The organism is Methylophaga lonarensis MPL (assembly GCF_000349205.1).
Taxonomy (GTDB): domain Bacteria; phylum Pseudomonadota; class Gammaproteobacteria; order Nitrosococcales; family Methylophagaceae; genus Methylophaga; species Methylophaga lonarensis.
Map to the genome: position 1 here is coordinate 26,272 of NZ_APHR01000017.1, position 26,498 is coordinate 52,769.

At 49.4% G+C, this 26,498-nt stretch carries 25 protein-coding genes; 13 read left to right on the top strand and 12 right to left on the bottom strand.

The window, feature by feature from the left end:
• Window positions 1–43 precede the first annotated feature (43 nt).
• The 4 genes from MPL1_RS03795 to hldE all read left to right on the top strand — a co-directional run bounded on the left by MPL1_RS03795 (window position 44) and on the right by hldE (window position 4,481).
• Window positions 44–376, top strand: a complete 333-nt coding sequence (locus tag MPL1_RS03795; protein ID WP_009725806.1) for a DUF2782 domain-containing protein — start codon at window positions 44–46, stop codon at window positions 374–376.
• 25 nt (window positions 377–401) lie between these two features.
• Window positions 402–1,352, top strand: coding sequence for a homoserine kinase (locus MPL1_RS03800; RefSeq protein ID WP_009725807.1), 951 nt, complete (start codon window positions 402–404; stop codon window positions 1,350–1,352).
• Window positions 1,353–1,384: 32 nt separating this feature from the next.
• Window positions 1,385–2,422 (top strand): lipopolysaccharide heptosyltransferase I, encoded by a 1,038-nt coding sequence (gene waaC, locus MPL1_RS03805; protein WP_009725808.1) that lies wholly within the window; start codon window positions 1,385–1,387, stop codon window positions 2,420–2,422.
• 616 nt (window positions 2,423–3,038) lie between these two features.
• On the top strand, window positions 3,039–4,481 hold the full coding sequence (gene hldE / locus MPL1_RS03810) for a bifunctional D-glycero-beta-D-manno-heptose-7-phosphate kinase/D-glycero-beta-D-manno-heptose 1-phosphate adenylyltransferase HldE (protein ID WP_009725809.1): 1,443 nt from the start codon (window positions 3,039–3,041) through the stop codon (window positions 4,479–4,481).
• An 8-nt stretch (window positions 4,482–4,489) separates the two neighbouring features.
• On the opposite strand, the gene MPL1_RS03815 is transcribed toward hldE, so the two are convergent.
• The 5 genes from MPL1_RS03815 to MPL1_RS03835 all read right to left on the bottom strand — a co-directional run bounded on the left by MPL1_RS03815 (window position 4,490) and on the right by MPL1_RS03835 (window position 9,408).
• Window positions 4,490–5,539, bottom strand: a complete 1,050-nt coding sequence (locus tag MPL1_RS03815; protein ID WP_009725810.1) for a DUF2235 domain-containing protein — start codon at window positions 5,537–5,539, stop codon at window positions 4,490–4,492.
• A gap of 25 nt (window positions 5,540–5,564) precedes the next feature.
• Window positions 5,565–6,596, bottom strand: coding sequence for a hypothetical protein (locus MPL1_RS03820; RefSeq protein WP_009725811.1), 1,032 nt, complete (start codon window positions 6,594–6,596; stop codon window positions 5,565–5,567).
• A gap of 206 nt (window positions 6,597–6,802) precedes the next feature.
• Window positions 6,803–7,672: an MOSC domain-containing protein gene (locus tag MPL1_RS03825; protein ID WP_009725812.1), complete on the bottom strand. Its 870-nt coding sequence runs from the start codon at window positions 7,670–7,672 to the stop codon at window positions 6,803–6,805.
• 194 nt (window positions 7,673–7,866) lie between these two features.
• Window positions 7,867–8,394: a flavodoxin FldB gene (gene fldB, locus MPL1_RS03830; protein ID WP_009725813.1), complete on the bottom strand. Its 528-nt coding sequence runs from the start codon at window positions 8,392–8,394 to the stop codon at window positions 7,867–7,869.
• Window positions 8,395–8,523: 129 nt separating this feature from the next.
• Entirely contained in the window at window positions 8,524–9,408 is an 885-nt protein-coding gene (locus MPL1_RS03835) for a cation transporter (protein WP_009725814.1), read from the bottom strand.
• A gap of 108 nt (window positions 9,409–9,516) precedes the next feature.
• Here MPL1_RS03835 and MPL1_RS03840 point away from each other — a divergent pair, with 108 nt between their 5' ends.
• Complete coding sequence (locus MPL1_RS03840; protein WP_009725815.1) at window positions 9,517–10,386, top strand: LysR family transcriptional regulator; 870 nt, start codon at window positions 9,517–9,519, stop codon at window positions 10,384–10,386.
• Between the two features lie 128 nt (window positions 10,387–10,514).
• On the opposite strand, the gene MPL1_RS03845 is transcribed toward MPL1_RS03840, so the two are convergent.
• Window positions 10,515–11,192 (bottom strand): hypothetical protein, encoded by a 678-nt coding sequence (locus tag MPL1_RS03845; protein ID WP_152417573.1) that lies wholly within the window; start codon window positions 11,190–11,192, stop codon window positions 10,515–10,517.
• A 922-nt stretch (window positions 11,193–12,114) separates the two neighbouring features.
• On the opposite strand from MPL1_RS03845, the gene MPL1_RS03850 reads away from it, so the two are divergent.
• Together MPL1_RS03850 and MPL1_RS03855 are read left to right on the top strand one after the other, a co-directional pair.
• Window positions 12,115–12,354: a type II toxin-antitoxin system ParD family antitoxin gene (locus MPL1_RS03850; RefSeq protein ID WP_009725817.1), complete on the top strand. Its 240-nt coding sequence runs from the start codon at window positions 12,115–12,117 to the stop codon at window positions 12,352–12,354.
• The gene (locus tag MPL1_RS03855; RefSeq protein ID WP_009725818.1) at window positions 12,354–12,650 is read left to right on the top strand and encodes a type II toxin-antitoxin system RelE/ParE family toxin; all 297 of its coding nucleotides are present in this window, start codon (window positions 12,354–12,356) and stop codon (window positions 12,648–12,650) included. The genes MPL1_RS03850 and MPL1_RS03855 overlap by 1 nt, the downstream gene beginning before the upstream one ends.
• Window positions 12,651–13,385: 735 nt before the next feature.
• On the opposite strand, the gene MPL1_RS03860 is transcribed toward MPL1_RS03855, so the two are convergent.
• The 3 genes from MPL1_RS03860 to MPL1_RS03870 are packed head-to-tail and all read right to left on the bottom strand — an operon-like array spanning window position 13,386 to window position 15,942.
• Complete coding sequence (locus tag MPL1_RS03860) at window positions 13,386–14,189, bottom strand: aldo/keto reductase (RefSeq protein ID WP_009725819.1); 804 nt, start codon at window positions 14,187–14,189, stop codon at window positions 13,386–13,388.
• Window positions 14,186–15,382 (bottom strand): FAD-dependent oxidoreductase, encoded by a 1,197-nt coding sequence (locus MPL1_RS03865; RefSeq protein WP_009725820.1) that lies wholly within the window; start codon window positions 15,380–15,382, stop codon window positions 14,186–14,188. Before MPL1_RS03865 ends, MPL1_RS03860 begins: the two co-directional genes overlap by 4 nt.
• Window positions 15,379–15,942 carry a D-sedoheptulose-7-phosphate isomerase gene (locus MPL1_RS03870; protein ID WP_009725821.1) on the bottom strand — a complete coding sequence of 188 codons (564 nt, stop codon included), beginning with the start codon at window positions 15,940–15,942 and terminating at the stop codon, window positions 15,379–15,381. Before MPL1_RS03870 ends, MPL1_RS03865 begins: the two co-directional genes overlap by 4 nt.
• A 78-nt stretch (window positions 15,943–16,020) precedes the next feature.
• Here MPL1_RS03870 and rfaP point away from each other — a divergent pair, with 78 nt between their 5' ends.
• Genes rfaP through MPL1_RS03890 form a run of 4 tightly spaced genes read left to right on the top strand, consistent with a single transcriptional unit; the run spans window position 16,021 to window position 19,998 of the window.
• Complete coding sequence (rfaP, locus tag MPL1_RS03875) at window positions 16,021–16,860, top strand: lipopolysaccharide core heptose(I) kinase RfaP (RefSeq protein WP_235045522.1); 840 nt, start codon at window positions 16,021–16,023, stop codon at window positions 16,858–16,860.
• Complete coding sequence (locus tag MPL1_RS03880; protein WP_152417574.1) at window positions 16,815–18,245, top strand: RIO1 family regulatory kinase/ATPase domain-containing protein; 1,431 nt, start codon at window positions 16,815–16,817, stop codon at window positions 18,243–18,245. The genes rfaP and MPL1_RS03880 overlap by 46 nt, the downstream gene beginning before the upstream one ends.
• Entirely contained in the window at window positions 18,242–19,384 is a 1,143-nt protein-coding gene (locus MPL1_RS03885; RefSeq protein ID WP_009725824.1) for a glycosyltransferase family 4 protein, read from the top strand. The genes MPL1_RS03880 and MPL1_RS03885 overlap by 4 nt, the downstream gene beginning before the upstream one ends.
• A complete protein-coding gene (locus MPL1_RS03890; RefSeq protein WP_009725825.1) occupies window positions 19,381–19,998 on the top strand; it encodes a YrbL family protein in 618 nt (205 codons plus the stop codon). Before MPL1_RS03885 ends, MPL1_RS03890 begins: the two co-directional genes overlap by 4 nt.
• A 133-nt stretch (window positions 19,999–20,131) precedes the next feature.
• On the opposite strand, the gene MPL1_RS03895 is transcribed toward MPL1_RS03890, so the two are convergent.
• Both MPL1_RS03895 and MPL1_RS03900 read right to left on the bottom strand, forming a co-directional pair.
• A complete protein-coding gene (locus MPL1_RS03895; protein WP_009725826.1) occupies window positions 20,132–21,856 on the bottom strand; it encodes a carbamoyltransferase family protein in 1,725 nt (574 codons plus the stop codon).
• Window positions 21,857–21,919: 63 nt separating this feature from the next.
• Complete coding sequence (locus MPL1_RS03900) at window positions 21,920–22,837, bottom strand: DUF6625 family protein (RefSeq protein ID WP_040576862.1); 918 nt, start codon at window positions 22,835–22,837, stop codon at window positions 21,920–21,922.
• A gap of 266 nt (window positions 22,838–23,103) precedes the next feature.
• On the opposite strand from MPL1_RS03900, the gene MPL1_RS03905 reads away from it, so the two are divergent.
• The gene (locus MPL1_RS03905; protein ID WP_009725828.1) at window positions 23,104–24,225 is read left to right on the top strand and encodes a glycosyltransferase; all 1,122 of its coding nucleotides are present in this window, start codon (window positions 23,104–23,106) and stop codon (window positions 24,223–24,225) included.
• Window positions 24,215–25,348, top strand: a complete 1,134-nt coding sequence (locus MPL1_RS03910) for an O-antigen ligase family protein (RefSeq protein WP_009725829.1) — start codon at window positions 24,215–24,217, stop codon at window positions 25,346–25,348. Before MPL1_RS03905 ends, MPL1_RS03910 begins: the two co-directional genes overlap by 11 nt.
• Window positions 25,349–25,368: 20 nt before the next feature.
• Here the strand turns inward: MPL1_RS03910 and MPL1_RS03915 are convergent, their stop codons facing one another.
• Window positions 25,369–26,469 (bottom strand): glycosyltransferase, encoded by a 1,101-nt coding sequence (locus MPL1_RS03915; protein ID WP_009725830.1) that lies wholly within the window; start codon window positions 26,467–26,469, stop codon window positions 25,369–25,371.
• Window positions 26,470–26,498: the final 29 nt, after the last annotated feature.

The window sequence follows — 26,498 nt, forward strand, 5'->3', positions numbered from 1 at the left end:
TGCGGAAGTGCTATCTTAAGCGCAATTGTTGTGGAGCATGATCATGTCTAAACATCTCGCTATTGTATGCGCAGCCGGTTTATTTATCACGGGCACTGCTGTGGCAGATACTTCATACCTCGAGCAGCCGCCAGTGATCCCGCCACCGCTGGCAGACGGCGACAGTATCGAGCCTGAAATCACCATCATCCAGCAGGAAGATCGGACGATTGAAGAATACCGGGTCAATGGTCAGCTCTACATGATCAAGGTCACACCCTCTGTAGGCCCCTCATACTACCTGATGGATACCGATGGTGATGGACGTTTGGAAACTCGCAGGCATGACCTCGATTCCAAACTGCTGGTGCCAAACTGGATCCTGTTTGAGTGGTAATCATCCTTAATATCTGAGCAGTTGCATGTCGGTTTACACTGAAGTCGGGCGCGACCAACTCATCGCGTTCCTAGCAGACTATGCGGTCGGAGAACTGGTTCATTATCAGGGCATCAGTGACGGCATCGAAAATACCAATTACTTCGTTACCACAGACAAGGGCGAATTTGTCCTGACCCTGTTTGAACATCACGACTTTGGTGAGTTAGCCTATTTTCTTGATGTGATGACGTTTTTCTTCGAGCATGGCATTCCGTCGGCACACCCGGCCGCTGATCGGCAAGGTCGTTATCTGAAAAAACTCTGTGGCCGTCCGGCGGCATTGGTGATGAGACTTGACGGTCGTGGAGTGGCCAATGTTGCCAGTCTGGCGCAGTGTGAAGCCATCGGCGATATTCTTGGCCAGATGCATATTGCCGGGCAGCAGTTTCAGTCGCGCCGCCACAGCCAACGTGGTCCTGAATGGCGTCAGGAAACTGCACAACGATTGCTACCTATGATGGAGGCGGATCAAGCCGCCTTACTGAAAAACGAGCTGGCTTTTCAGAAAGGCTATGCCGATCTTGACCTGCCCTGGGGAGTCACTCATTCAGATTTGTTTCGCGACAATGCCTTGTTTGACGGTGAAGAGCTGAGAGGCATTATTGATTTTTATTATGCCTGTGATGAATATCTGCTTTATGACCTGGCAGTCGCGGTAAATGATTGGTGCGTTGATGAATCCGGTACTTTGGCGCTGAGACATTATCAGGCATTGATGAGTGGTTATTTGCAACATCGACAACTGACTGATGCTGAGCAGGCAAACTGGAATCTGGTCCTGCGTGCCGCTGCGTTGCGATTCTGGTTATCACGGTTGCAGGATAAATTATTTCCTCGTGAAGGCGAGATCACCCAGATCAAAAACCCGGACGCTTTTCTGAAAATCCTGCAGCAACATCGTCATCAGCCGTTCAGTGTTGATGAGCTGCAATAACCGGCCAGCCGTGGCACCGGCGGATAGTTAATATGAAAGTGCTGATTATCAAACTGACCTCAATGGGCGATCTGATGCATGCCTTGCCCGCACTGACCGATGCGGCACAGCAGATCCCCGGTATTGAGTTCGACTGGGTGGTCGATGAAGCCTTCGCAGCGGTGCCGCAATGGCATCCGGCGGTAAAAAAAGTCATTACCACCTCACACCGTCGCTGGAAAAAAAATACCTGGCAGACCCTGACCGGCGGTGAGTTACGCGCTTTTTACCGAGATTTGAACGCCGATGACTACGATGTTGTGGTCGATATGCAAAACAATCTGAAAAGTGCGCTGGTCAGTGTGTTGCGCAAAGGGCCGGTCTACGGGCTGGACAAGGCCTCCTGTCGTGAGCGCCCGGCGCATCTGGCCTATAAATTCCCGATTTCAGTCGAACCGCAACAGCATGCTGTAGTCAGAATGCGGCAAATCCTGGCACAGGCACTCGGCTATCAGGTGCCCAGCAGCGCAGCCAATTACAAAGCAGATTTCCGCAACTATGCCTTACCAGAACTCGACTTTGACTTGCCCGAGCGATATCTGATGTTTGTGCACAATGCCAGTTGGCTGACCAAATTATGGCCGGTCAATTACTGGCAACAGCTGGTTCTGCTGGCTCGCGCGGAGGGATTTTCTGTGCTGCTGCCCTGCGGTAATGACGAAGAGTGGCAACGCGCCCGCCAGATTGCCTTGGTCGATGAGCAGGCGTTTGCACTGCCGAGACTATCCTTGAATCATGTGGCAGCCTTAATGCAGCGTGCCAGTGGTGCGATATGCAGCGATACTGGTCTTGCACATCTGGCGGCGGTGGCTTCAACGCCTGCACTCACCTTGTATGGGGCCACTGATACCGATCTGATTGGCACTTATGGCAAACATCAACAACATCTGGTGTCAGACTTTGCCTGTGCGCCCTGTTACAAACGGGCGTGTCCGTTGCCGGAAGCAATTGATCAAGCCCCGGTATGCATGAACGCATTAACGCCCGAACAAGTCTGGCATGGACTACAAACGCTTTTAACCGCAAAATAAAACCAATAGACACCGTCATTCCCACGCAAGCGGGAATCGCGGGGACTGGAAAGGTGTGAAGCACAAAAGCACCGTCATTCCCGCACAGGCGGGAATCTTGAGGCCGTGCAGAGATTGCGGACAAACGCTAAGCGTTTTCCGCAATGACGGAGCGGGGAGGATTCGATGCTTTTCTCTCGTCATTCCCGCGAAGGCGGGAATCTCGGAGGCTGGAAAGGAGTGAAGCAACAAGCACCGTCATTCCCACGCAGGCGGGAATCTTGAGGCCGTGCAGAGATTACGGACAAACGCTGAGCGTTTTCCGCAATGACGGAGGGGATGGAAAGGTGTGAAGCACCAAAGCACCGTCATTCCCGCGCAGGCGGGAATCTTTGAGGCCGTGCAGAGATTGCGGACAAACGTTAAGCGTTTTCCGCAATGACGGAGGGGACTGGAAAGGTGTGAAGCACCAAAGCACCGTCATTCCCGCGCAGGCGGGAATCTTGAGGCCGTGCAGAGATTGCGGACAATCGTCAGACGATTTCCGCAATGACGGGTACTTGATGCAGCGCGGCAATTGAACCGAAAAGTAAAAAATGAACACGCAAAAAAACCAGCAAAACACAGGCAAATCTTTATGAAACATGTATCTCCAGACTTTCATCAAGCCCGAGTCGTGGTCGTTGGCGACCTGATGCTGGACCGTTTTTACTTCGGTAAAACCAAACGTATCTCGCCAGAAGCACCAGTGCCAGTGGTCAATGTTGAACGACTGGAAGATATTCCCGGCGGCGCCGCTAATGTGGCGATGAATATTGCTTCGCTGGGCGCCAACTGTCGGTTGTCAGGCATTACCGGTCAGGATGAGGCTGCCGCCGTGTTACAGCAGCGTCTGCTCTCGGTGGGGGTGGATTGCCTGTTCCATCAAAGCCCTGATTACCCGACCATCATCAAATCACGCGTTATCAGTGCGCATCAGCAATTACTGCGACTGGATTTTGAAACACCTTTTGCTGCAGATGTCTGGCAGGGCATGCAGTCGCTGAGCAAATCCTTGCTGGCCGATGCCAGGGTGCTGGTGTTATCTGATTATCAAAAAGGCACATTAGCCGAGCCACAATATTGGATTCAACAAGCGCACCAACAGGGCATGACGGTATTGGTGGATCCTAAAGGCAATGATTTTGGCAAATACCGCGGCGCGGATGTGATTACGCCCAATATGGCGGAGTTTGAAGCTGTCGTCGGCGCAGTGCATTCCGAAGCGGAGCTGGTTGAAAAGGCCCGACAACTGCTGGCGGAGTTTGACATCAAGGCGCTGCTCATTACCCGCAGCGAGCATGGTATGACGCTGATTAGCGATGGTGAGGCCGAATTTCATTTACCGGCAATTGCCAAGGAAGTCGCTGATGTGACGGGTGCTGGTGATACGGTTATTGCCACACTGGCCAGTGCCTTGGCCGCAGGGCAGACGCTTGAACAATCGGTAACGCTTGCCAATGTTGCTGCCAGTATTGTGGTCAGCAAACTGGGCACAGCCACCGTCAGCGCTCCGGAATTAAACTCTGAGTTTGCCCGTCATCAAGGTGATCACAACAGTGATCATTCCTTTGCCGGTGCTGTGACCGTTGAGCAACTGAAAATTGCAGTGGAACAGGCCAAAAAACGTGGCGAAAAAGTGGTCTTCACCAATGGCTGCTTTGATATTTTGCATGCCGGACATGTCAGTTATTTACATCAGGCACGCGCCCAGGGCGACCGTCTGGTTGTCGCCATCAACACCGATGAGTCGGTGACAAAACTCAAAGGCCCGGGACGCCCGATCAATCCGGCAGAGCGCCGAAAGATCGTGCTGGCGGGTCTTGCTGATGTCGATTGGGTGACTTGTTTTGAAGGTGACACACCGGAAGATTTGTTACGCGAAATTAAACCCGATGTGCTGGTCAAAGGCGGCGATTACGATAAAAAAGGTGTGGTCGGCTGGGAAATCGTCGAAGGCTACGGCGGCGAAGTCAAAGTCATGGGCTTGGTCGATAACTGTTCGACCACAGCGATTGTGAATAAGATCAACCAAAAATAACGGAAGACCTAGTCTGGCGGTGATTGTTCAGCATTAACAAGCGTTGCAGGTCGATAGTCTGAAACCGCTTGCCAGCGTTGCCAGACGCTCGGGTCAATGGTGACATTTACCGCCGGTTCGCCCAGATGATTGCTGGCGAAGGCGCGAATAAATCGGCCATCACCACGGCGGGTGATTCGCCGAAAAAAGCCATAACTGCCACGCAAAAACTCAGCGAAAGAATCACGCGGCTCGCCTTGGAAGGCATCAACGGGCGGACTGTAGGGTTTTAGCTTTAAGCCAGCCGCGTCGGCTTTTTGATGCATCCAGGCAAAAGCAATATCAGCCAATAGATCATCGCCATAACCGCCGCCCACATTGGCATGTGCACCTATAAACCAGCGTTGTTCAATATCAATCTGTTCGTTGTCTTTAATGCCATCATGGCTGGTCCACAGCACCGAGTCATAGGCAGCACGATGTTCATCCAGTGCCATTGCCTGATAGGCGCGCAGTACGATATTGGATAATTCGGTGTCGTGCCAGGCATAACGGCCGCGTTCAGAAATCATGGTGCCGGGTACGCCCAGTGCGCCCACGGTATCCCAGACACCAAGAAAATCTATCTTGATCCTGCGACTGTATTGAGCGCGAAACTCGACACATTCCGGGCTATTGGCACCAAGCGATTTGTTGCGATACAACTGTTCAGCCTGCTGCAACAAGTCGGGTCTGGAAATTTCCAGCAAGCCACATTTGTTAATCAGCCCGGCCAGACTGCGCGCGGTGTAGGCACCACGGCTGAAACCAAAAATAAACACTTCAAAATTGTCGTGATAATTGCGTATCAGCCAGTCGTAGCCTTGCAACAGGTTTTTGGTTAAGCCATAACCAAACACACCGCCGCGAAACTTCTCAAACCGGCCTGTGCCCACGCCCGGTTCGTAATAAAAACGCTGACGAATCTCGCCATCAACCGGTTCAATATGACGACTCATTTGATAGACATTGGTGCGATCTTGCGGGTCATTCCATGTGCCGTCGAATAAAATGACCAGTCGTTGTTTAGGAGGTGTCATTTCAAGCTCCTATCCATTGAGGGTTTTAACTGCGTTTTGATTTCAAAAAGTCGCTGAATGCCGTCGGCAGCAACTGATGAATCTTGTCGCTGACCTGCAACTCATGTTTTTGCCACAGAATGCCGAGATAAATCAGTCCCAGCCCGATGGCGGTCAGCGCGATGGGAAACATCAGACTGTCCTTGAATACGACATTCGCCAAATGGCCGAGATAAAAAGTTGTGCCCAGTGCACCAAAAACTACAAAGACCCGCCGCACGATCAATACGCCGATGCCGATCAGTAACAGATTGATGCAGAAGTATGTGAATTTGGCCAGTTCACTATCGGAATACTGGGCTGACAAGCCACCCCAGAAAGCAATGACCCCGAACAGATACAACCAGAAGGCATAATCTCCCGAGCGATGGCTGCGCATATCGATCCAAAAGCCAAGCAGCATCACAGTGAGCCCAAAATACATCGACACCAAGGCGCGCAATTCAAAACTTGCCCAGCCGCCAACCAGTATCGCGGCAATATCCATCGACAAGTACCACAGCGTCACGGCAATCGGCATCAGCAAAAACGGATAACGATAGCGATAAGCCATGATGGCACCCACGGCCAGTGTACCCAACTGCATATACAGCCAGTGCCAGCGGATATAACGATGATACTCCTGGTAAACACTGCTATCTGGCCAAAACCCGATGGCCTGTTGCAGGCCATAAATGGCCAGCGGCGTCAGTGCCACGACAAAAGCAGCGCAAATGCCTGCCGGAATCGCCAGGCCTTTTGCCTGAAAATGATTCGCCAAACTCAAACCGACACCGGCATAAAGCAGGCTGATAAAGAAAATGCCCCAACCACCAAAACGTTCCCAGCCGAGTGTCATAAACAAGGTCATCGCGCCAATGGCAATCAGCCCGCCGAGATAATAAAGCACATGGGTGAAATCAAAACTGGGGCCAGTCGCGGGGTGGGATTTCAAGAAATCAAACAACCGGGTCGCTTGCTCCTGCGAGAGAATTTCTTGCGCCACGGCAGAATCAAGCTGGTTTTTGGTGATTTTCATGCGCGCATTCCTTTGGCCTGAATGATTTGCCTATCTTAGAGCAAACACCGAAGATTGGAAGCGGCTCAATTGAATCCACAGACGGCAGACCCGGATCAAAGCAATTTATCCGCAGATTACGCAGATGCACACAGATTGTTAGCGTATTAGCCGCGGTTTGAATTAAAGCCAATAAATAAACCAATTTAAAAAAGGAGGGCTAACCTTTAAGCATCCAGAAACACTTCATCGCCAAGCTTAATCAGCGCGCTTTTTTTGGTGACCCCATAAATGCCCAGATTCTGATCGGCTTTTTGCACAATGGTTCGCAAGATGCTGGTGTCAGATTGCAGCGATTGCTGCTCACGGGTGACGGCCCCGCAACGAGGTGTAGTGCTGTTACAGTCAATCAAAGCCTCACCGATATACAGCTTGTGATTGACCCATGCCTGTTCCACCAAACCCTCCATACCCGGCAGCGTCTCTATCACCAGATTAGGCCGAAACCGCTGCACATCCCAGTTGGCTTCAGGGTTTAGCTGTTGCAGATGGGCAAGACTTGCCGTGCTGAGTAAATGAAAGGGTGTGACCAGAAAGAAGGTGCCGGGCAATGAGACAAAATCTTCGGCGTCTGGCGGCAATGCATCAAGGATCTCGGGCAGCGGTTCGCCTTCTTCACGATCAAAGGTCGCTTTTAATTCTGCCAGCCAGGTATGGTCATCTTTTTTGTGACGACGATAAAAGTCCAGTTGCGAAATCGGTCTTAATGATTCCAGTGTCGAGTCATGGCCTGTCAGCGAAGATAATCGCTCATGGATTTGAGGGTCATCACTACCGACAGTCTGACCATCAGGAAACAAAATATCGACATGCTGTTCTGATCCTGAGTATGGTAACTGACGAAACTGCGCCACACAGCGTAGTAATTGGGGCCGGAATTTGCAGCTTTGAATTTCCTGACGTTGGACATCTCTTAACGCCCAGATGCGATCACCCTGCAAGCCCATCTCGCCAAGATAACAAGCGTCGAGACTTTCACCGGCCATGCCTTTTACCGGGTAGCGCCAGATTTGTTGAACTGTGCCGACTTTAATCATGATGACTCCAGAACAAAGCGCAGGCGATGCCTGCGGAGTGCGATTTCATGATCACGTCATTGCAATTCATGGTGTGTTGAGTGGCTGCGACGACAGCTTGCAGATCTTACGTTGCCGCCGCTTTCTAACTGCCGATTATTAAATCAAAGCCACCGTGAGTCTAATCATTTTTACCTGAGCAGACAAGACGAACATCAGCCATCAACGCTGCACTTTTCGCTCAAAGCAGCTTTAATCTGTTCACACCACTGCTTTACCCGTTGCTCGGTCAGCTCAGGCTGGCAGTCTTCGTCCAGTGCCAAACCAACAAAGGCAGTTTTGTCTTCAGTGAGCGCTTTGGAAGCTTCAAAATCATAGCCATCCACAGGCCAATATCCGATTACTTTGGCACCACGAGCAACGACTTTGTCATGCAGCATGCCCATCGCATCCAGAAACCATTCGGCATAAGCAAACTGATCACCCATGCCGACCATGGCAACGGTTTTATCGGTGAAGTCGGTGCTATCTATTTCGTCCCAGACATCTTCCCAGTCCGACTGAACCTCGCCGTAATCCCAGGTCGGAATGGCAAATACAAGAGTGTCGAAGTATTCAACTGCCGCCAGACCGGTGTCTTTAACATCAAACAGCTCAGCATTGTCAGCGCCAAAAAAGTCCTGAATTTTTTTGGCTGCATCCTCCGTATTACCGGTGGTCGACCCATAGATAATGGCAAGCATTTTTCACCTCATAAATAAATAAGATGAAAATGATAATCATTACTATTTGATCAATCAACCGATCCCCAACTAATTTGTGTAAATCAGGTCTGCGAGCACCCAAAAAAACTCAGGCTTTCAGTCAGCCAATCATCTGACCGAACCCGACTCGATGTCCGCCTGCACGCCTTGCACCAATAACAATCTCAATTGCTGCTGTTGTGCCACTTCATACATCGCACCGTGGATCAGTGGCTGACAACTGGCATCCAGCCTGGCCGGAAGCTGGGCAATTAGAAAACTGCCTACCTGCGCAATCCGTAACGGTTTATCAGACGCAATGCCATGGTCAGAAAGCTTGGCGTCGATTTGCGCCCGAATATCACCCGCCGGAGCCGCAAACAAAATCTGCCGCAAGGCCTGTGCGATCAAACGCACCGGGATATAGGAAAAATAACCGGCAATCACCAGCACCATCAGCGGATCGGCATAACGGGCATACTCGGCAAATTGCGTATAACTCATGGCAAAGGTGGCCATAAAGCCCAACAACACGGCGGCACTCAACCAGGTATCCATCTGCCATTGCCGCTGTTCGGCATTGACCAATGCGGTATTCACATCCTTTTTGCGATGGTGAATATAGGCCCAGGTCACCGCACAACCGGTCACGTTGACCACACCAAACAACAGCGCCAGATCCAGATTCACCTCTCTGCCACCCTGTAACAGACTCACCAGCGAAAACGCCATCGACACCAGACATACCAGTGCAATGACCACGCCTTTAACCAGAATGGCGATAGGCTCAATGGTGATCCGGCCAAAGGGATAATCATTATTGGCCGGTTGATGGGCCAATTTCAGTGCCAGCAACGATAACGACGCCAGCGCCAAAGAAAGCAACGAATAGGCGCTATCAAATAAAATCATCACCGAGCCACTGAGCAGCCCGAGAATCAGCCCTGAAATAGAAAAACAGGCGGCCGAAATCGCCGATACCATCAATACTCTACGTTCTATATTGGTCCGCATAACTACTCCTGAATTGATGGTGAGTAATGTAGCGGCCAAGGGCGATTCGACAAAATTGCTGAGCGCCAATATTATTGGCGCTAGATAGGTGTTGAAAAGGGGCCAATCATGCGCGTTGAACAAGTAGAAGCCTTTGTTAAAACAGCCGAACACGGCTCCTTTGCCAAAGCCGCCATGGCAATGGGCATGCAGCGCAGCACGGTCAGCGCAGCCGTTTCCTCGCTGGAAGACGAACTGGCGATCCCTCTTTTTGAACGTTCCGGCAACAGCTTGCAAATCACCCCGGTGGGGCAGTCTTTATTGGCGGACAGTCAGCGATTATTGCAATCAGCGACACGCATCAAGCAACTCAGCACACAACATCTGGAAGGCATTGAATCAGAACTGCGGATCGCCCGGGACGACGCGCTGCCGGAAGTGTTCTGGCATCAGTGCATGCACGATTTACACGCCGCGTTTCCGCAAACCTCCACCTCGGTGTATCTATTACCGACACAAGAACACCAAGAGTTTATTGATAGCGGCATAGTCGATATCAGCTTCGGCGTGAATCACACCGTCGATCCGGCCTTTCGGCTGGGCATGATCGAACAACGCACCGTGGTCAGTCCCACACACCCGCTGGCAAATCTGGCCCAAGTGACAGAAAGCGACCTCAGCCAATACACACAAATCTGCCTGACCTTTCTGCAACGCGGACAACTGGTGGTGCAGAATCAAATTGGCCGACAATATTCCGGCCTGACCATGTATGAACTGATCCGAGACGCGGTATTACGCGGTGATGGTTGGGCCATCTTGCCCAGCACTTTGACTCAGCCGTATTTGAGTCAACAACAACTAGTCAGCCTGGCGACCGAAACGGCTTTATCGGCAACCTTCTTCCAATGCCTGTCGAGGCAGGCGAACCAAAAAGCAGCTACCTGGTTGAAGAATCGTGTTGCTGATGCTTTAACGCATGAGTTTAAGGCTGGGTAGGGTGATTGTTTTGATGATTGACCACAGAGACACGGAGGGCACAGAGAGGGAGGAAGGGCTTTTAACGACCGCAACAGCGGCCGAGCGCAGCGAGGTTCGGGCCCGTAGGGCCGCACTGCTTGCGATTGTTAAGTGCGTTGCCGCATATGCTTTTCAATAAAATTCTCTGTATTCTCATACTTTATTTTGATCTTATCATCAACTTCTATCTTCATATTATTGAGATGGTTAAGGAAGGGGTTTTTCCCATTAATTCGGCCATTATCAAAGGTGAATGCATAAACATTTGAAGATGATTTTTTCTTTAGCACTGAGGCATCAATTTTTCTATAAAAAGCCCTTTGATTGATAGGAATAGTACTCCCTGACAAATGTTTGAATACACTTGGCGTTAATATAAATCCAAGCCAATTTTGATCTTCGCCGTATTCATACGCATCAATTAGCCCTTTTCCTACGTAGGTGTTCTTAGACCTATTCGTATAGACAGGGCCAACAGTCAAAGCCCCTCTTACCGGTATTTCCTTCAAGATTAGACGTTGGAAAAAGAGTCTAGAAGCCATCTCTATTTTTGCAAATTCATGCTCTGAGGATCCTCGAGTGTACAAGATAAATGTATCGGAAAACCACGTTTGCGAAATTCCAACTGTCTCATCATCAGGGTGTTCCTGCTGTACAGACTTTAATACCATTTCATAGACTTGTAACACTTTAGAAATTGGATTATTTCTGACAAGCTCAGAGAACCCTAGCAAGTCAAAGTATGCAAACCAACGCTTCCTATATTTATTTTTTATGCTAGCCACAGATATAGACCACTTGAGCACTTAACGTTGCGCACAGAGGCGCGAGCTTGCGAGCATCCTGCTGCCGCTTGCGGCAGCGAACTGGTGCGCTTGGTTATGTGTGGTTGCCACACCGGAACTCATTTTCCATCCCTCTCATCAATATGTCTTTGAGTATCCTCGGGTATGACATCCGAGTAGAGCAAATCAAGCTCCTTCGGTTTAGGATTATCAAGGGGTCAGCCAACTTGATTGGTGAGTAGTTATTTGAAGGTGAGATTGGCCAGAAGCATTAATCTTGAATGAATTACGATTGATTATGCGGGTTGTTTGTTGGGATGAAATGAACGCTTCCATGATTCCTCCACCGGCTGTTGGTTTTGTGAGTTTAATCACATTTTGCTTGAGGGTACAAACTTGGGCCGTTGTGCGAAACAATCTACTTTGAGCTTTTGATCGAAGGTCGGGACTGGATCGCCACGCCCTAGCGGGCTCGCGATGACGGGAATATTGGGAAGAGGCTTACGATGAGGGGCTAATTTTCATCCCAAAAAATCTGCGCTCATCTGCGAAAATCTGCGGATAAAAATCTTACAAAATACCCGTGTCCTCTGTGACTCTGTGGTGAGCATTTAAGTTTGAGCTTTTGATTGGAGGTCGGGACTGGATCGCCATGCCCTAGAGGGCTCGCGATGACGGGAAATGGGGTTGGGCTCACGATGACGGGAGTATTAGGTCGAGGCTCGCATGATGGGATTTTGGTCAGTGCGAATCGATGTTTCATCCAAAAAATCTGCGCCCATCTGCGTAAATCTGCGGACAAAAATCTTATAAAACTCCGTGCTCTCTGTGTCTCTGTGGTGATCAACCGCCAGCCAGCAATTGCATTCTGAAATCAGCGGCAGCAAAATATACCAATTATTGGTATTTATCAGGTGTCACCATGCAAAAAAATACCAGCATCACCTTAGGTAAGCACTTCGATAGCTTTATCGCAGAACAGCTTAAAAGTGGTCGCTACAGTTCAACCAGTGAGGTGGTTCGTGCCGGGCTGCGCTTGTTGGAAGAATCTGAAACGCGACTGAACACGCTGCGGAAAATGCTCAAGGATGGCGAAGCTGGCGGATTTGAGGACTATTCCTATCAATCGTTACTCGATGAGCTGGATAACGAACAACGCTGATGGCTCAATTCAAGCTTTCCAGGACGGCTAAAGCAGATCTAAAAAACATCGCCCGACATACGGAACGTCAGTGGGGGCGAGCGCAACGAAATCATTATATCCTCCAGCTCGACCAAGGCTTTCATTTGCTGGCCGACAACCCCGAGCTTGGTCAACGTTGTGATGAGATAAGCCCCGGCTACCGCCAATATCTAGTCGGTAGTCATGTCATTTTTTATCGACTGGGCAGTGGTGAGGTTCCAGAAATTATCCGTATTCTGCATAAACGTATGCTGCCGAAAGGCTATTTGAGTTAGCGAGAAATCTGCGCCCATCTGCGTAAATCTGCGGATAAAAATCTAAAAAACTCTGTGCCCTCTGTGTCTCTGTGGTGAGCATTTCAGTTTGAGTTTTTGATTGAAGGTCGGGACTGGATCGCCACGCCCTAGCGGGCTCGCGATGACGGGATGATGGGGTGGGGCTCACGATGACGGGAGTATTAGGTCGAGGCTCGCATGATGGGATTTTGGTCAGTCCGAATCGGTATTTCATCCAAAATAATCTGCGCCCATCTGCGTAAATCTGCGGATAAAAATCTAAAAAACTCTGTGCCCTCTGTGTCTCTGTGGTGAGCATTTCAGTTTGAGTTTTTGATTGAAGGTCGGGACTGGATCGCCACGCCCTAGCGGGCTCGCGATGACGGGAAAATGGGGTGGGGCTCACGATGACGGGAGTATTAGGTCGAGGCTCGCATGATGGGATTTTGGTCAGTCCGAATCGGTATTTCATCCCAAAAAAATCTGCGCCCATCCGCGAAAATCTGCGGATAAAAATCTAAAAAACTCTGTGCCCTCTGTGTCTCTGTGGTGAGCATTTCAGTTTGAGCTTTTGATTAAGGTCGGGACTGGATCGCCACGCCCTAGCGAGCTCGCGATGACGGGTGTTTGGTCAGTCCGAATCGGTATTTCATCCCAAAAAATCTGCGCCCATCTGCGAAAATCTGCGGATAAAAATCTTAAAAAACTCCGTGCCCTCTGTGCCTCTGTGGTGAACTATCGTTTTTCAATCGCCAGTATTGCTTTAGCCAGATTGTCCGCCAGATGGGCCGGGTTGATGGTGCCGACAATCACGCTTTTGACTGCGGGTTCTTTAAAGATAAAGTCGAAGCTGGCTTGCACGGTATCTTGACCTTCCAGTGCCAGATGGCCGCTGGCGAGGGCTTTTTTGATAAACACCGATTTGTTCATGGCGGCAGCGGCATCCAGCACCGCCTGTTCGCCTTGGTAGCTGAGATTGTGCGTGACCATGACAATGTCGCTTTGCTCTAATGCCAGCAAGCCGCCTTCGACGGTTTTGCCAGACAAGCCGGTTGCTTTGATAAGGCCTTGGGATTTGAGTTCATTGAGCGTGTCCAGTGCCCGAAATTGCTCAATCACTGTCAGATCGTTGCCATCGGAATGAATCAGCACGATATCCAGCACATCGCGTTTCAGTCGTTGCAGGCTTTGTTCGACGCTGCGTTTCAGGCCATCGGCGCTGAAATCAAAAGACGATTGGCCGCTGTCGGCATCAAACAGTTCACCGGCTTTGCTGCAAATAACAAAGGGATGCGGCAGTTGCGGCAGCAGTTGCCCCAGGCGTTGTTCGCTGTTGCCATAGGCCGGGGCGGTATCAATTAGGTTGATGCCCAACTCCCAGGCTTGTTGCAGCAGTTGCAGTGCGGCATCGTCATCTGGAATGGTAAAGCTGCTTGGGTATTTAACGCCTTTGTCACGGCCTAGTTTGACGGTGCCCAGCCCCAACGCCGAGACTTCAAGGTCGGTGCCGGCGATGCGGTTTTTAGCTAACGGGCTCATGATTGAAAAGCCCGATCCCAGAGTGGTTCGGCCAATTGTGCCGGTGCCAGTCCGCTGGGCTCGGCATGTTGGCCTTTATTCAGACCTTGCTGTTCCAGTGTAGCAATGACTTGATCGGCCAGATCCGGTGATAAGGCCAGTTTGGTGGGCCAGGCGATATGCAGATTGCCTTCCGAGTGAACAAAAGCGCTGTCTGGCCGAGTCAGGTTGCTTTGTTTGGGTTCGGCGCGATTGATGTTGTGCGTGGCCCAGTCGAGTTCTGGCAGCTCAAACCAGGGCAGGATTTGCTTGAGCAGGGCTTTGGCCTCAACAATCAAGTCATCGGCTGGTTTGCCAACGCCTTGTTCGGCGATATTGCCGCCCAGATACCAGACGATATTGCCGCTGGCGTTGGGATGACTGCTGATGGTGGCAATTGGTTTGCTGCCACTGCCGAGGCTATGGGCATAGATTTGCGGCAGGGCATGGGCCGGATTTTTAGCCTTGCACAGCAACATTTGTAACGGCCGTTTTTGCATTTGCAGTTTTTGCAGGCCGATGGCCTCAAGCAACTCGGCCATGCCCTCACCGGCGGTGAGTACATAATGCTGCGCTTGAATTTCGGTGTCGCCGTAAATCACTTGTTTCAGCTGGCCTTGTTCGCGAATAAATTCAGCGGGCTGATGGGGTGTTTTGACAATGCGTTGTGGCTGTTGCTGGCTGAGTGCTTTCAGCAGGCTGTGCACATCCAGAACCGGTTCATCCAGTTGGTACAGCGTGCCTTTAAAGCCGGCATCGGCAAACAGGCCGGTGCGGTTAGCTTTGGGGATGGATTGCATCCGGCTTTGCAGGGCTTTGCTGGCAAAAAACGACACCATTTTTGACGACAGGCTTTGCGTTGACCATAACAGTTGATGTTCGGTGAATAGCTGCACTTGGGATAAATCCAGTTCGCCGGTGCCGTTCAAACAGGCTTTCCAGCGGGCGGGCATTTGGCTGATGGCTTGCGCCGCATTGGACAGAATGCCGTTAAGTGCGTACTTACTGCCGCCGTGAATAATGCCCTGGGCACTCAGAGTTTGTGCATGACCTATCTGGTCTTTTTCCAGCAGCAGACAGTGGTAGCCCATCTGGGTTAGCCGATTGTACAGCCATAATCCGGCAATGCCTGCGCCGATAATGGCGACATCGGTAGTGATGATGTTTCGGGTCATTGTTGTTTCAGTTGGGCATCCAGCGCTTCACACAGCCAGTGGCCGACAATGATGTGGCCTTCCTGGATGCGAGCAGTTTCACTGCTTTGGATGCGAATACATTCATCAGCAATATTCAGCAGCGCGCCACCGGAATCACCGGTGAAAGCAACGCTGTAGCAGCCTATTTGTTGTGCTGTTTTAATGCCGTTGATGACATTTTTGCTGTTGCCTGAGGTGGAAAAGCCAAACGCCAGATCGCCGGGGCGAGCCAGCGCCATGATTTGACGATCAAACACGGTATCGAAACTGTAGTCATTACTGTGCGCGGTCAGGATAGAGGTGTCAGTGGTCAGGGCAATGGCGCCGAGTGGCTGCCGATCATCCTTGTAACGCACGACAAATTCTGCGGCCAGATGCTGCGCATCTGCGGCACTGCCACCATTGCCGAAAAATAAAACTTTATTGCCAGCCAGTACACAATCGCGAACCCGGTCGAGTAATGCGTCCAGTTGCGGGGCCATATCAAACAGGCTTTCGACCATTTGCTGGTGACGATGCAGAGTAGAGTGAAAGGACACGGCTTACCTCATTATGGGTCAGGTGTTAAGATTTACGGCTTTGGTGCGATAGTGTAACAAAACGCCATTCGCAAACGCATGAACATAATTAAACAGGCCCTGAAGCTGACAGCCCGGATGAAGATTAATTCCTGTTATCTGCGAGATGATTTGTCACGGGCCTGGGCTGACCAGCCGGTGTTTGATCTGGTTGCCAAACTGGATGGTGAGATATTCCGCAGCAAGGAAGGCCGCCGCACCCTGCGCTTTGCGCTGAACAATCACAGCTATTTTCTCAAATATCACGCCGGTGTTGGCTGGCTGGAAATCTTCAAGAACCTGCTGGCTTTGCGTTTGCCGATTATCAGCGCCCGCAATGAATGGCAGGCGATTCAGTTTTTGCAACAACACGGTCTGGATACCATGACGCTGGCCGCTTATGGCGAGCGGGGCTGGAATCCGGCACGGCGGCAGTCGTTTGTGATCACTGATGATTTGACCGAGACCATGAGTCTGGAATGGCTCGGCGAACAGTGGCAACAGCGACCTCCAAGCTATGCCAGCAAGCAGGCTTTGATTCACAAACTGGCCGACATCAGCCGCATCATGCACCGCAACGGCATGAATCATCGTGACTATTACCTGTGTCACTTTCTGCTGGATGAAAGCTTTGCCCAAACGAACGAATTCACCGTGGACACGCCGGTGTATCTGATTGATCTGCATCGGGCGCAATTGCGCAAACAAACGCCGGAGCGTTGGATCATCAAGGACTTGGGCAGCCTGTATTTTTCGGCCAGCCGGGTGCCGCTGACTCGCCGCGATAAATTGCGCTTTATGAAAATCTATTCCGGCTTGCCGCTCAGACAACTGCTGAACACTCAGCAGCGATTTTGGCAGCAAGTGCAACAGCGCGCCGATGCGCTTTTGGCCGAATGACCGGCGTTGCCATCACCGCTTCTTTGTTGCAACAGCGCCAGCCGGTGGTGTCTGGACAGTTGCAACTGGCAAATACCGAATTTGAAGTGCTGGAAAACCTTCGGCATCTGGCTGGCCGACGTTCGACGCTGAAAGTACGTCGAGTCAGTGATGGCAAGCCGATGGTGCTCAAGTTGTTTATTGCCACTGGCAAAGGCCAGCAGGAATTTGAACGTGAACTGGCGGTTTATGCGCATTGCCGCCTGCACAATATCCATGTGGCCGATATCTGCCTGCAAGTAAGTGCTCACAGGGGCGTTAGTGCGATTGCCTATCAATTATTGCCTGAGGCGGTGACCCTGGCTCAACTGCCGTTTGCCGAGCAGCCGATCCGTGAGCTGATGCTGTTGTTTGCCGAGTGTCATCTGGCGAATTGTTATCAGCAGGACCCGCATCTGGATAATTTTGCCTGGTCTGACGGCAAATTGTATTTGCTGGATTTGGCCTCAGTTGTGATTGCTGACAAGCCATTGGCAATGCACAGCTGTTTGAGCAATCTGGTGCGTCTACGGGTGCAATGGCCGGAGCAGCAACAAGCTGAATTAAAGACGGCCATGGCCGATTATTTTGCGGCGCGACAGCAAGTATTTACTGACGCGTTAGCTCAGCAAATGCAAGTGCTGTACACCAAAGCAAGGCAGCAACATCAGTGGCATTATCAGAAAAAACAGTTACGCAATTGCACCATGACCGGCTATCAAAAGAACCTTTGGCATGAAACCACCTGGCGTAAAGGCGCGATTGAAGCATTGCCGCTTGAGCAATTAAAAGCCGCCATGCACAGCGGTCAGCCCCTAAAAACCGGCAATTCAGCAACGGTGGTATTGAGTGAATTGGCCGGTCAGGCGGTTGTGATCAAGCGTTACAATATGAAAAATGTCTGGCACTGGCTGCGCCGTTGTTTGCGGCCTAGCCGGGCACGACAATCCTGGTTGAATGCCAATCTGTTGACTTACGCAGGCATTGCCACGCCGGGGCCTTTGGGCTTTGTTGAGCAACGCTGGCTGGGCTTGCGACATCGTGCCTATTTTGTCTGCAAGCCGATTCAAGGTCGGGCCTTGCTGGATTTGACTGATGCTGAATTGCAGGCCGTCGATTTGCAGGCGCAGCTTAAGCAACTGTTTAATCTGCTGCGTTTAAATCACCTGATACATGGCGATATGAAAGCCAACAATCTGTTGGTGGATGCCGATGGCAAACTGTGGCTGATTGATTTGGATGCCCTGCGTCAGGTGCCGGATAAGCATTTTGAACCCTTGCACCAGCAGGACCAGCGCCGCTTTTTGCAAAACTGGCAGGGGCGCGACATTGAGCCACAGCTAAAAACACTGATTGAGAGCGCATGAAACTAGCCGTTTGTCTGTACAAATATTTTGCCTATGGCGGGCTGGCCCGCGATTTTCGCCGTATTCTCGAATTACGCCGCGATGCCGGTGATGAGATAGATGTCTATTGCATCGAGTGGCACGGTGCCGATGTGCCTGGCTTTAACCGCATTGATATTGAGGTGTCTGGGCTGAGCAATCATGCCCGGGTGCATGACTTTTATCAGCAGGTGAAACCGCAGCTCGATGCCGGCAACTACGATCTGGTGATTGGCTTTAACAAGATGCCGGGGCTGGATTTGTATTACGCTGCCGACCCCTGTTATCTGGCCAAAGCCCAACAGGACTGGCATTACCCGGTAACGCGCTATTTTGGCCGGGTGAAGTTTTATTCCGACTGGGAGCGGGCGGTGTTTGGGCCTGACAGTCATACCGTGTCGATGATGATTTCCTCGGTACAACGACGCTTGTTTGAACACCATTACGGCACACCCGCCGAGCGCTTGGTGGATTTACCGCCGGGCATTGATCCGCAGCGCACCCGTCCTGCCGACTGGCAACAGCAACGTCAGCAATTAAGACAGACTCTGGGTCTGGCTGACGATGACTTTTTATTGCTGATGATAGGCTCTGGTTTTAAACGCAAGGGGGTGGATTTTGCCATCAGCGCTCTGGCCGCATTGCCAGCACCGCTGCGCAGTAAAACCCATATCTATGTGGTTGGCGAAGATAAGCAACAACCGTTTGTGCAGCAGGCGCAGCAGTTGAATGTCGCCGGGCAGGTGCATTTTATGGGCGGTCGTGATGATGTGCCGCAATGGTTGCAGGCAGCAGATTTGTTTATGCATCCGGCCCGTTCGGAAAATACCGGCACAGTCATTCTTGAAGCGATGGTGGCCGGCTTGCCTCAATTGGTCAGCAAAGCCTGTGGTTATGCCAATCATGTTGAGCAATCACAAGCTGGTGAATTGATTGCCGACCCGGAAAATACCGCCGCCTATGCAACGCTGTTGACCTCAATGTTGCAACCGGAAAAACTGCAGACATGGTCTGAGCATGCATTGAACTATGCTCGCACCGAAGATTTGTACAGCATGCCCGAAAAGGCGGCCGCACTCATTGAACATCTGGTTGAACAACAGGCGAGCAACAAACAATGATTATGCTCGATAAAAGTCTGCTGGTCGGCCAAGGACTGCACCGTGATGTGTATCAGCACCCTGAGAACCCCGGTTTGTGCCTTAAAGTACGTGTTGATCGTGACCGGGTTAATCGTGGCGATCAGGAAGAGCAGCGCGAGCAGGCCTATTATCGGCTACTGGCAAAGCGTGGCGTGCCCTGGGAGGGTATTCCGAAGTTTCACGGTAATGTTGAAACTAATCTTGGCTCGGCGGCGGTGTTTGACTTAATCCGTGATGCTGATGGCGAAGTTTCCAAAACGCTGGAGTATTATTTCGGACAAATTACCATCACCGAAGCACATCAGGCGGAATTGATATTCGAACTGAATCAACTGAAAAGCTATTTGCTAAGACATAACATCATCACCATGTCCTTGAAGCCAAAAAACATTGTGTTTCAGAGACTCGAAGACGACCAGTGGCGCTGCGTGATCATCGACAATATCGGCAATTCTGACTGGCTCCCGCTGATGACCTACGTGCCCTTGTTCGGTCGAATCAAGATTCGTCGCAAATGGCAGGACTTTGAGCGACGCCTGAAACGCATGTATCCAATGAATGATGCAGTGCTGCGCATGCTTAAGTTCATCTGAAAAAAGCAAATCAAACCACAGAGACACGGAGAGCACAGAGATTACATCAGGCGAATAGTCGTCAATATCTGAATCGGTGATTGTGTACTTCAAAAAAACTCTGTGACCTCTGTGCCTCTGTGGTTGATTATTCCTATGGTTTGGTCACCAGAATATCTTCCATCACCAGATATTGCAGATCCGACCCATAGAACATATTCAGCGCATCGGTCGGGCTACACACCATCGGTTCGCCGCGTCGGTTGAGTGAGGTGTTCAGCACCACGGCATTGCCGGTGAGTTTTTCCAGCTCTTCAATCAGTTCGTAATAGCGTGGATTGGTGTGTCGCGTGACAATTTGTGCCCGAGCTGTGCCGTCTTCATGCACCACTTCCGGAATACGTGATTTCCAGCTGTCAGCCACATCAAAAGTGAAGGTCATATACGGGCTGGGATGTGCGGTTTGCAGAATCTCCGGTGCCACCTTGTCGAGCATGCTCGGGCAAAACGGGCGCCAGCGTTCGCGGTATTTTATTTGCTCGTTAATGCGATCAGCCACACCGGAGTGACTGGGCGAACCAAGAATGCTGCGATTACCCAGGGCGCGTGGTCCGAATTCCATCCGGCCCTGAAACCAGGCCACGGGATTGCCATCAGCCAGCAATTTGGCTGTCTCGGCACAAACATCACTCAGATATTGCCAGCTGACTGGTTTTTCATATTTCTCACAGGCTTCAACACACTGTTCGGTGGTGTAGCTGGGTCCAAGATAGACATGGGTCATTTTTTCGACCGGCGTGCCGAGTACTTGTGAAGCATAGCTGGCGGCACCAATGGCGGTACCGGCATCACCGGCAGCCGGTTGTACAAACAGCTCCTTGACGCCGGGCATGGCGATGATGCGCTGGTTCAATTTGACGTTTAACGCCACACCACCGGCATAGGCGATTTTGCCGGTTTCGCGAATGATGTCGCCCAGATAATACTCAATCAGCTGTAATGCGGTTTTTTCCAGCAGATCCTGAATGCTGGCGGCATAGTCGATATACGGTTCGTCTTTTTCATCGCCTTCACGCATCGGGCCCAGCCATTCGATCAAGGCCGGGCTGAAGAAATAGCCTTTGCCGTCTTTCTTGTAACGCCGCCAGCCGACGGTGTTAACCAGTTTGGTGTTGATGCGAAAATCACCGTCCTTACAGTGAATCAGCGGCGAAAAATCAAAGCGTTTGGCATCGCCATAAGGCGCCATGCCCATCACTTTGAACTCGCCGTCGAGCATTTCAAAGCCGAGGTATTCGGTCAATGCGCCATACATGCCGCCCAGCGAATCAGGATCGTAGAATTCCTTGATTTTGTGGATCTGGCCGTTTTCGCCGTAGCCAAAGAACGTGGTGGCGTATTCGCCTTTGCCATCAATGCCGATAATGGCGGTTTTTTCCTTAAAGCCACTTAGATGATAGGCGCTACTGGCATGGGCTAGATGGTGCTCCACCGGCATGAACTTGACCCGTTTGGAATCGATGCCCAAATCATCAAGCAATTTCATCACCTGACGATGATTACGCCAGTAACGGCGGTTACCGGCAAACAAGGCGGTCAAGGCGCGATCCGGGGCATACCAGTGACGTTTAGCATAATGCCAGCGAGCGGGTGATTTCAGGCCGATTTGCGCATAAGGAAAGGCCACAACATCAATTTCATCCGGGCGGATACCGGCCTGTTCCAGGCAGAATTTAGTCGCCTCATAGGCCATTTTACCTTTGGCATGTTTGTCGCGCAGAAAGCGCTCTTCTTCGGCTGCGGCAACCAGTTTGCCGTCAATATAAATCGCAGCGGAAGCATCATGGCTTACCGCGCCGGACAGACCCAAAACAATCATAGAAGCTTCTTGAATAGTGTGATCGAAATAGCGGGCAGTATAGCAAGTGATAAAAGATTCGGCCTAGCGAAACTCAGATTCAATCTGGGTAAAACCGTTTGGCGAAATCTGAAAACCGGAAAGCTTGGCGGTGCGTGTATCGATATGGACTAACTCATCAAGCTTTTCCCATGCTGCGCCGTTATCGCGAATCGATTTGGGCAGCCAACGGCTGGATTTCCAGTTCATAAAATGCAGATACATAAATTCGCGATCATCTCGATCATTGAAGAGGTGTCCATCGCGCCAGAGCCAGTTCTGTGGATGATCCATGCGCCCATCACACCAAGGAATAGGCGAGAGAATAGTGCTGTATTGTTCTTTGAAGAGTACGCGTCTCTGATAGGGGGATGTCAGTGACCAAACTTTGCGCAGCCAGAGCGGGTGGTTCTTGTGACGAACAAAAATTTTGGAAAACTTTGACTCATCAATGCCGATGTGGTGATCAGCGGTCATCAGTTGCTGCCAATCAGGAATTTTGCGAAAGGCTTCGCGGTTTTGTTCTGTGTTACGGAATAGGCTGAAATGACCTGATAATCGGCGACTGTGTGTGCCAATGACATCATACTCTTCCAGCATCTCATCAGTGATAAATTGGCGGATTTGGCCGTAGATGATGTCGATATCGCCAATGGCAAAGAAGTCATATCCTTGAATATCTTCACTGTGAATAAAGCCATACGCCGGCTTCAAGTCACAAAGCTTGTATGGACTTGATGGATTGAACTTGATGCCCAAGCGCTGGCTAACTAACTTTTTATAGTCAGCAAAACTGAGCTGCACAAAACGAACATTTTCTGGTGAGTGTTTAGGTTGAGCGCAATCTGTGTAAAATACCCAGTCGATATCAGGGTTATATTCACAGCTCAGCAGGTATAAGTCGAACCACTCAGGCCATTGGCCAAAATATGGAATGATTTTGATGATAGATGGAGTTGCCAATACTAAATCCGAATGACAGTAAAAGTTTATGTTGAGTATACGATCAGGGCTTGCTGGTAACAATTTGTCAAAGGATAAGTCCCGCGGCTCATGGGGTGAAAGAACCTCATTCTTCATTTCTAGTGACTTTGGTTTCATCCGGTTACATGAACTTTGTATGCCAGTCTCCCTATCAAGTCTCCGAAGTTTGAAATTTCCTTGATGCTGGTTGTTTGTCCAGAATTATTAACGAACTTTGGGTAGTTAGAAAAATGAGAAGAGTTAAGGTGCTGCAGTTACAGCATGATCACAACGTCAGGATGTTTTCTGCTACAGACTTGCATGAGCAGATTGTTAAAGCTTTTCCTCAAGACAAGTATGAGTTTGTCAATGCGTACATGGGCTCACGACCAAGAGATAACGACAGACCCAGCTTGGCCGAACGCTCGGTTTATTTCAATCTCCCTCGCTCAGCTTTGAGTGGCTTACGTATTCGTTCGACAATCGTGCTCTGGAAGTTTCTGAAAGAGGAGAGGTTTGATGTCGTTATTTGTCATCGTTTCAGACCGACTTCTATGATTTTACGATTAGCAAAATGGGTAGGGAACCCTGATTGCATCAGCGTAATTCACAGTTTTAGTGATTATCGAGCCCGATCACGTCTTGCTTTCATCAGCAGAAATGCAAGCTCGCACTCACATTTCATTGCTGTTTCAGATGCACTGAGAGAGCATCTCATCAGGCTTAACTCTGGTTTTAGCGTCAAAAACACATCGACGATTACTAATGCAATTGATATGGCTGCTATTGCAAAGCTGCAGTATGAAAAGGATGAAGCCAGAAAAAAATTAGGAGTAAAAGCCGACGCAACCCTTATTGGCGCTATTGGCAGATTAGTGACTGTGAAAGGTCATGTTTACCTCATCCAGGCTTTCGCACGTCTCACAGAGCGCTACCCAAACGCGCAACTTTTGATCATTGGTGAGGGTTCGCAACGGAAAGCCTTGGAAGACACAGCTAGAGCGCTGAATATACAAGACAAAGTTCAATTGCCGGGAGAAATTGATGGTGCCGTGAGATATACCAAGGCTTTTGATATCTGGACAATGCCATCTCTTAGCGAGGGACTCGGGCTTGCTTTGTTAGAAGGAATGAGTGCTGGTCTGCCATGTATAGCTTCGGATATCCCAGCTATGCGTCCATTGATCGATGGCGCAGGTGGTATCGCATGTACGCCAGGTAGTATTGAAGAGCTAACTGAAGCACTCGATGCTTATCTGTCCATGACCCAAGAACAGCGTAAGCAGAACGGGCTTGCGGCTTATGATTATCTTATTCAAAATCATAATATTGACTATTACCAAGCTACGTATAGACAGCTGGTAGAGAGACTTATTAATGATCGCTAAACAATATTTCAGTTATGCCATTCTATTGGTCTTAGCAGGTTTTTTGTTGATGCCTTCCAGCAAGTCAGTTAACAATATTTTTTATATGCTGCTTGCTGTGCCTGCAGTTTTTTTCTATCTAGTTAATATTAAAAATTATAAATCATGGAGTCATGTAGATTTATGTTTTGCTGCATTTATAGGGTATTGTTTTACTATAGGAATTTTACATGACTTTTCCTTCGCCAAATACTGTCTGTATTTAACCTTATTTATGTTTATTGTTTCGAGATTGATAGATGTGGATTTCTTTGAAAATCCAAAGGTCATTCGTACAGCTTTTTGGGCGCTAATCTCTTATGTAATTTTATCTGCGGTATTTCATGCTGCAAATGGTATTTACGAGCTTGGCGATCGTATAGTCGAACTTCCTTCTCGGTTGCAAGGACCCATATTTACTAGCATGTTAATTGTTTCAGTATTAGTGCTGGTAACACCTGTTTGGGTCCGCGGAAAAAATTACACTGAAGCTATCTTGGGGGCTACTCTAGTACTGGTTTGTGTTGGATTTATCTTACAGAGTCGAACGGGCTTGGTTGGCGTTGGACTGTGGGCAATCTGTGTATGTATTTGGCTGACCTATAAGTACAGGTTGGCTGGTTTAGCTTTTGCAATCATTATGATGACTTTTGCTTTTGTCCTAGCAGGTGGGCTGTTAGTGGAGAGTGATAAGTTACTCAACTTGGTGGCTAGAGCAGATGCTGGGAGGTTCGAAATTTGGGCTTATTTCCTCTCATCATGGCGAGATTGTGGTGTGTTCAGTGGTTGTGGTTTGGGCTTTGAGATGTCAGATCGAGTCAATGGTCAACAGATACTTCACCCTCACAACATTTTTCTAACGCTGGGAGTGCATCTGGGGATATTACCTTTAATACTGTTTGTCCTGATGATGACGGCTACACTTTATCTGGCTGTTGCGCAGAAAAATTGGTGGGGCGCTTATCTTGCTATGGCGCTAGTGCTATCGAACTTTGATGGACACTTAGTGGTAAATAGTCTAAACGAGCTGTGGTTACTTATCTGGTTGCCAATGGGGTTGATTTTAAACAAGCACTTAGATCATGCACCAAAAAGAGAGCAATAAAAAACTGAGTTTGTCATATTTTATGAGCCATTGACAATCTTCCAGAAGTTGTCTCTTACCACGTTGTGGGTGAAGTTGTTTTCAACCTTATCGTTTATTTTGTTTTTTAATGATTTAAGACTGATTAGATCAGCATTGTACTGAATAATAAGCAGTTCTTTTAATCTTTCTGCATCACCAATAGGAAACCCTTTCGCTACTTGATCGATTGCCTCGAGATTCCCATTGCAGTAGCTTGCTATGACGGGAAGTTCAGCAGCATATGCTTCAAGCAGTGCAATTGGAAGCCCTTCCCTAATCGAGCTCAGCACGAAACAATCAAAGCCTTTTAAGTACTTGTAAACATCTGGAACAGCTCCTAAAAACTTTATCTTGTGCTGCATGTTTTTAGAATCTACCAATGCCTTTAATTCTTGTTCCAGCTCACCTTTTCCCGCGATGAAGAGCTGTGCTAGTGGCATTTTTTTTGATGCCAAGCAGAATGCTTCTATGAGTGTTTTCTGGTCTTTATCGGAGTGTAGCCTTCCGACATTTATAAAAGAGTAATTTTCTGTCAAGCAAAGTCGTTTTCGAGCTTCTGATCTTGATAGCATGCCATTTCTAATGCCTTGAAAGTCTAGTGAGTTGTATAGGTGTACTATTCTTTCTCGAGGCATGAATGGAAGAGATTTTCTAATGTCATCACGAATAGCTTTTGAGACTCCGATTAGTGTTAAGTTTTTACAAAAACGGATATAAAGCCTTCGAGATAGGCGACGAAAATTTCCGTCTATGTGACAGACTCCATAAACGGGTATATTTTTAAGTTTGGTGGCCATGTATATTGCTCTATATCTGTGAGCCACTACGAATTCAAATTGATACTTCTCATGAAGCTTCTTGATTTCTTTGCTAAGTTTCAGCTTGAGACCGCTGGTTTCTCTATTCGACGCCTCTAGAAAAATCACTTCAGCTTTTAGTGTTGAGGCGATGCTTTCGCTTTTTTCCCCTTTTATAAAGACAACTATCGGTTGAATTTCAGAGCCGTCGAAGTAACTAGCATATTGGCATGCAACAGAAAAAAAGGGAGGCTTGTAGTCATTACACAGAATCAAGGCATATCGAGTTTTGTATTTGCTCATATTCTCAGCTTTAATCTAGAGATTTTTAT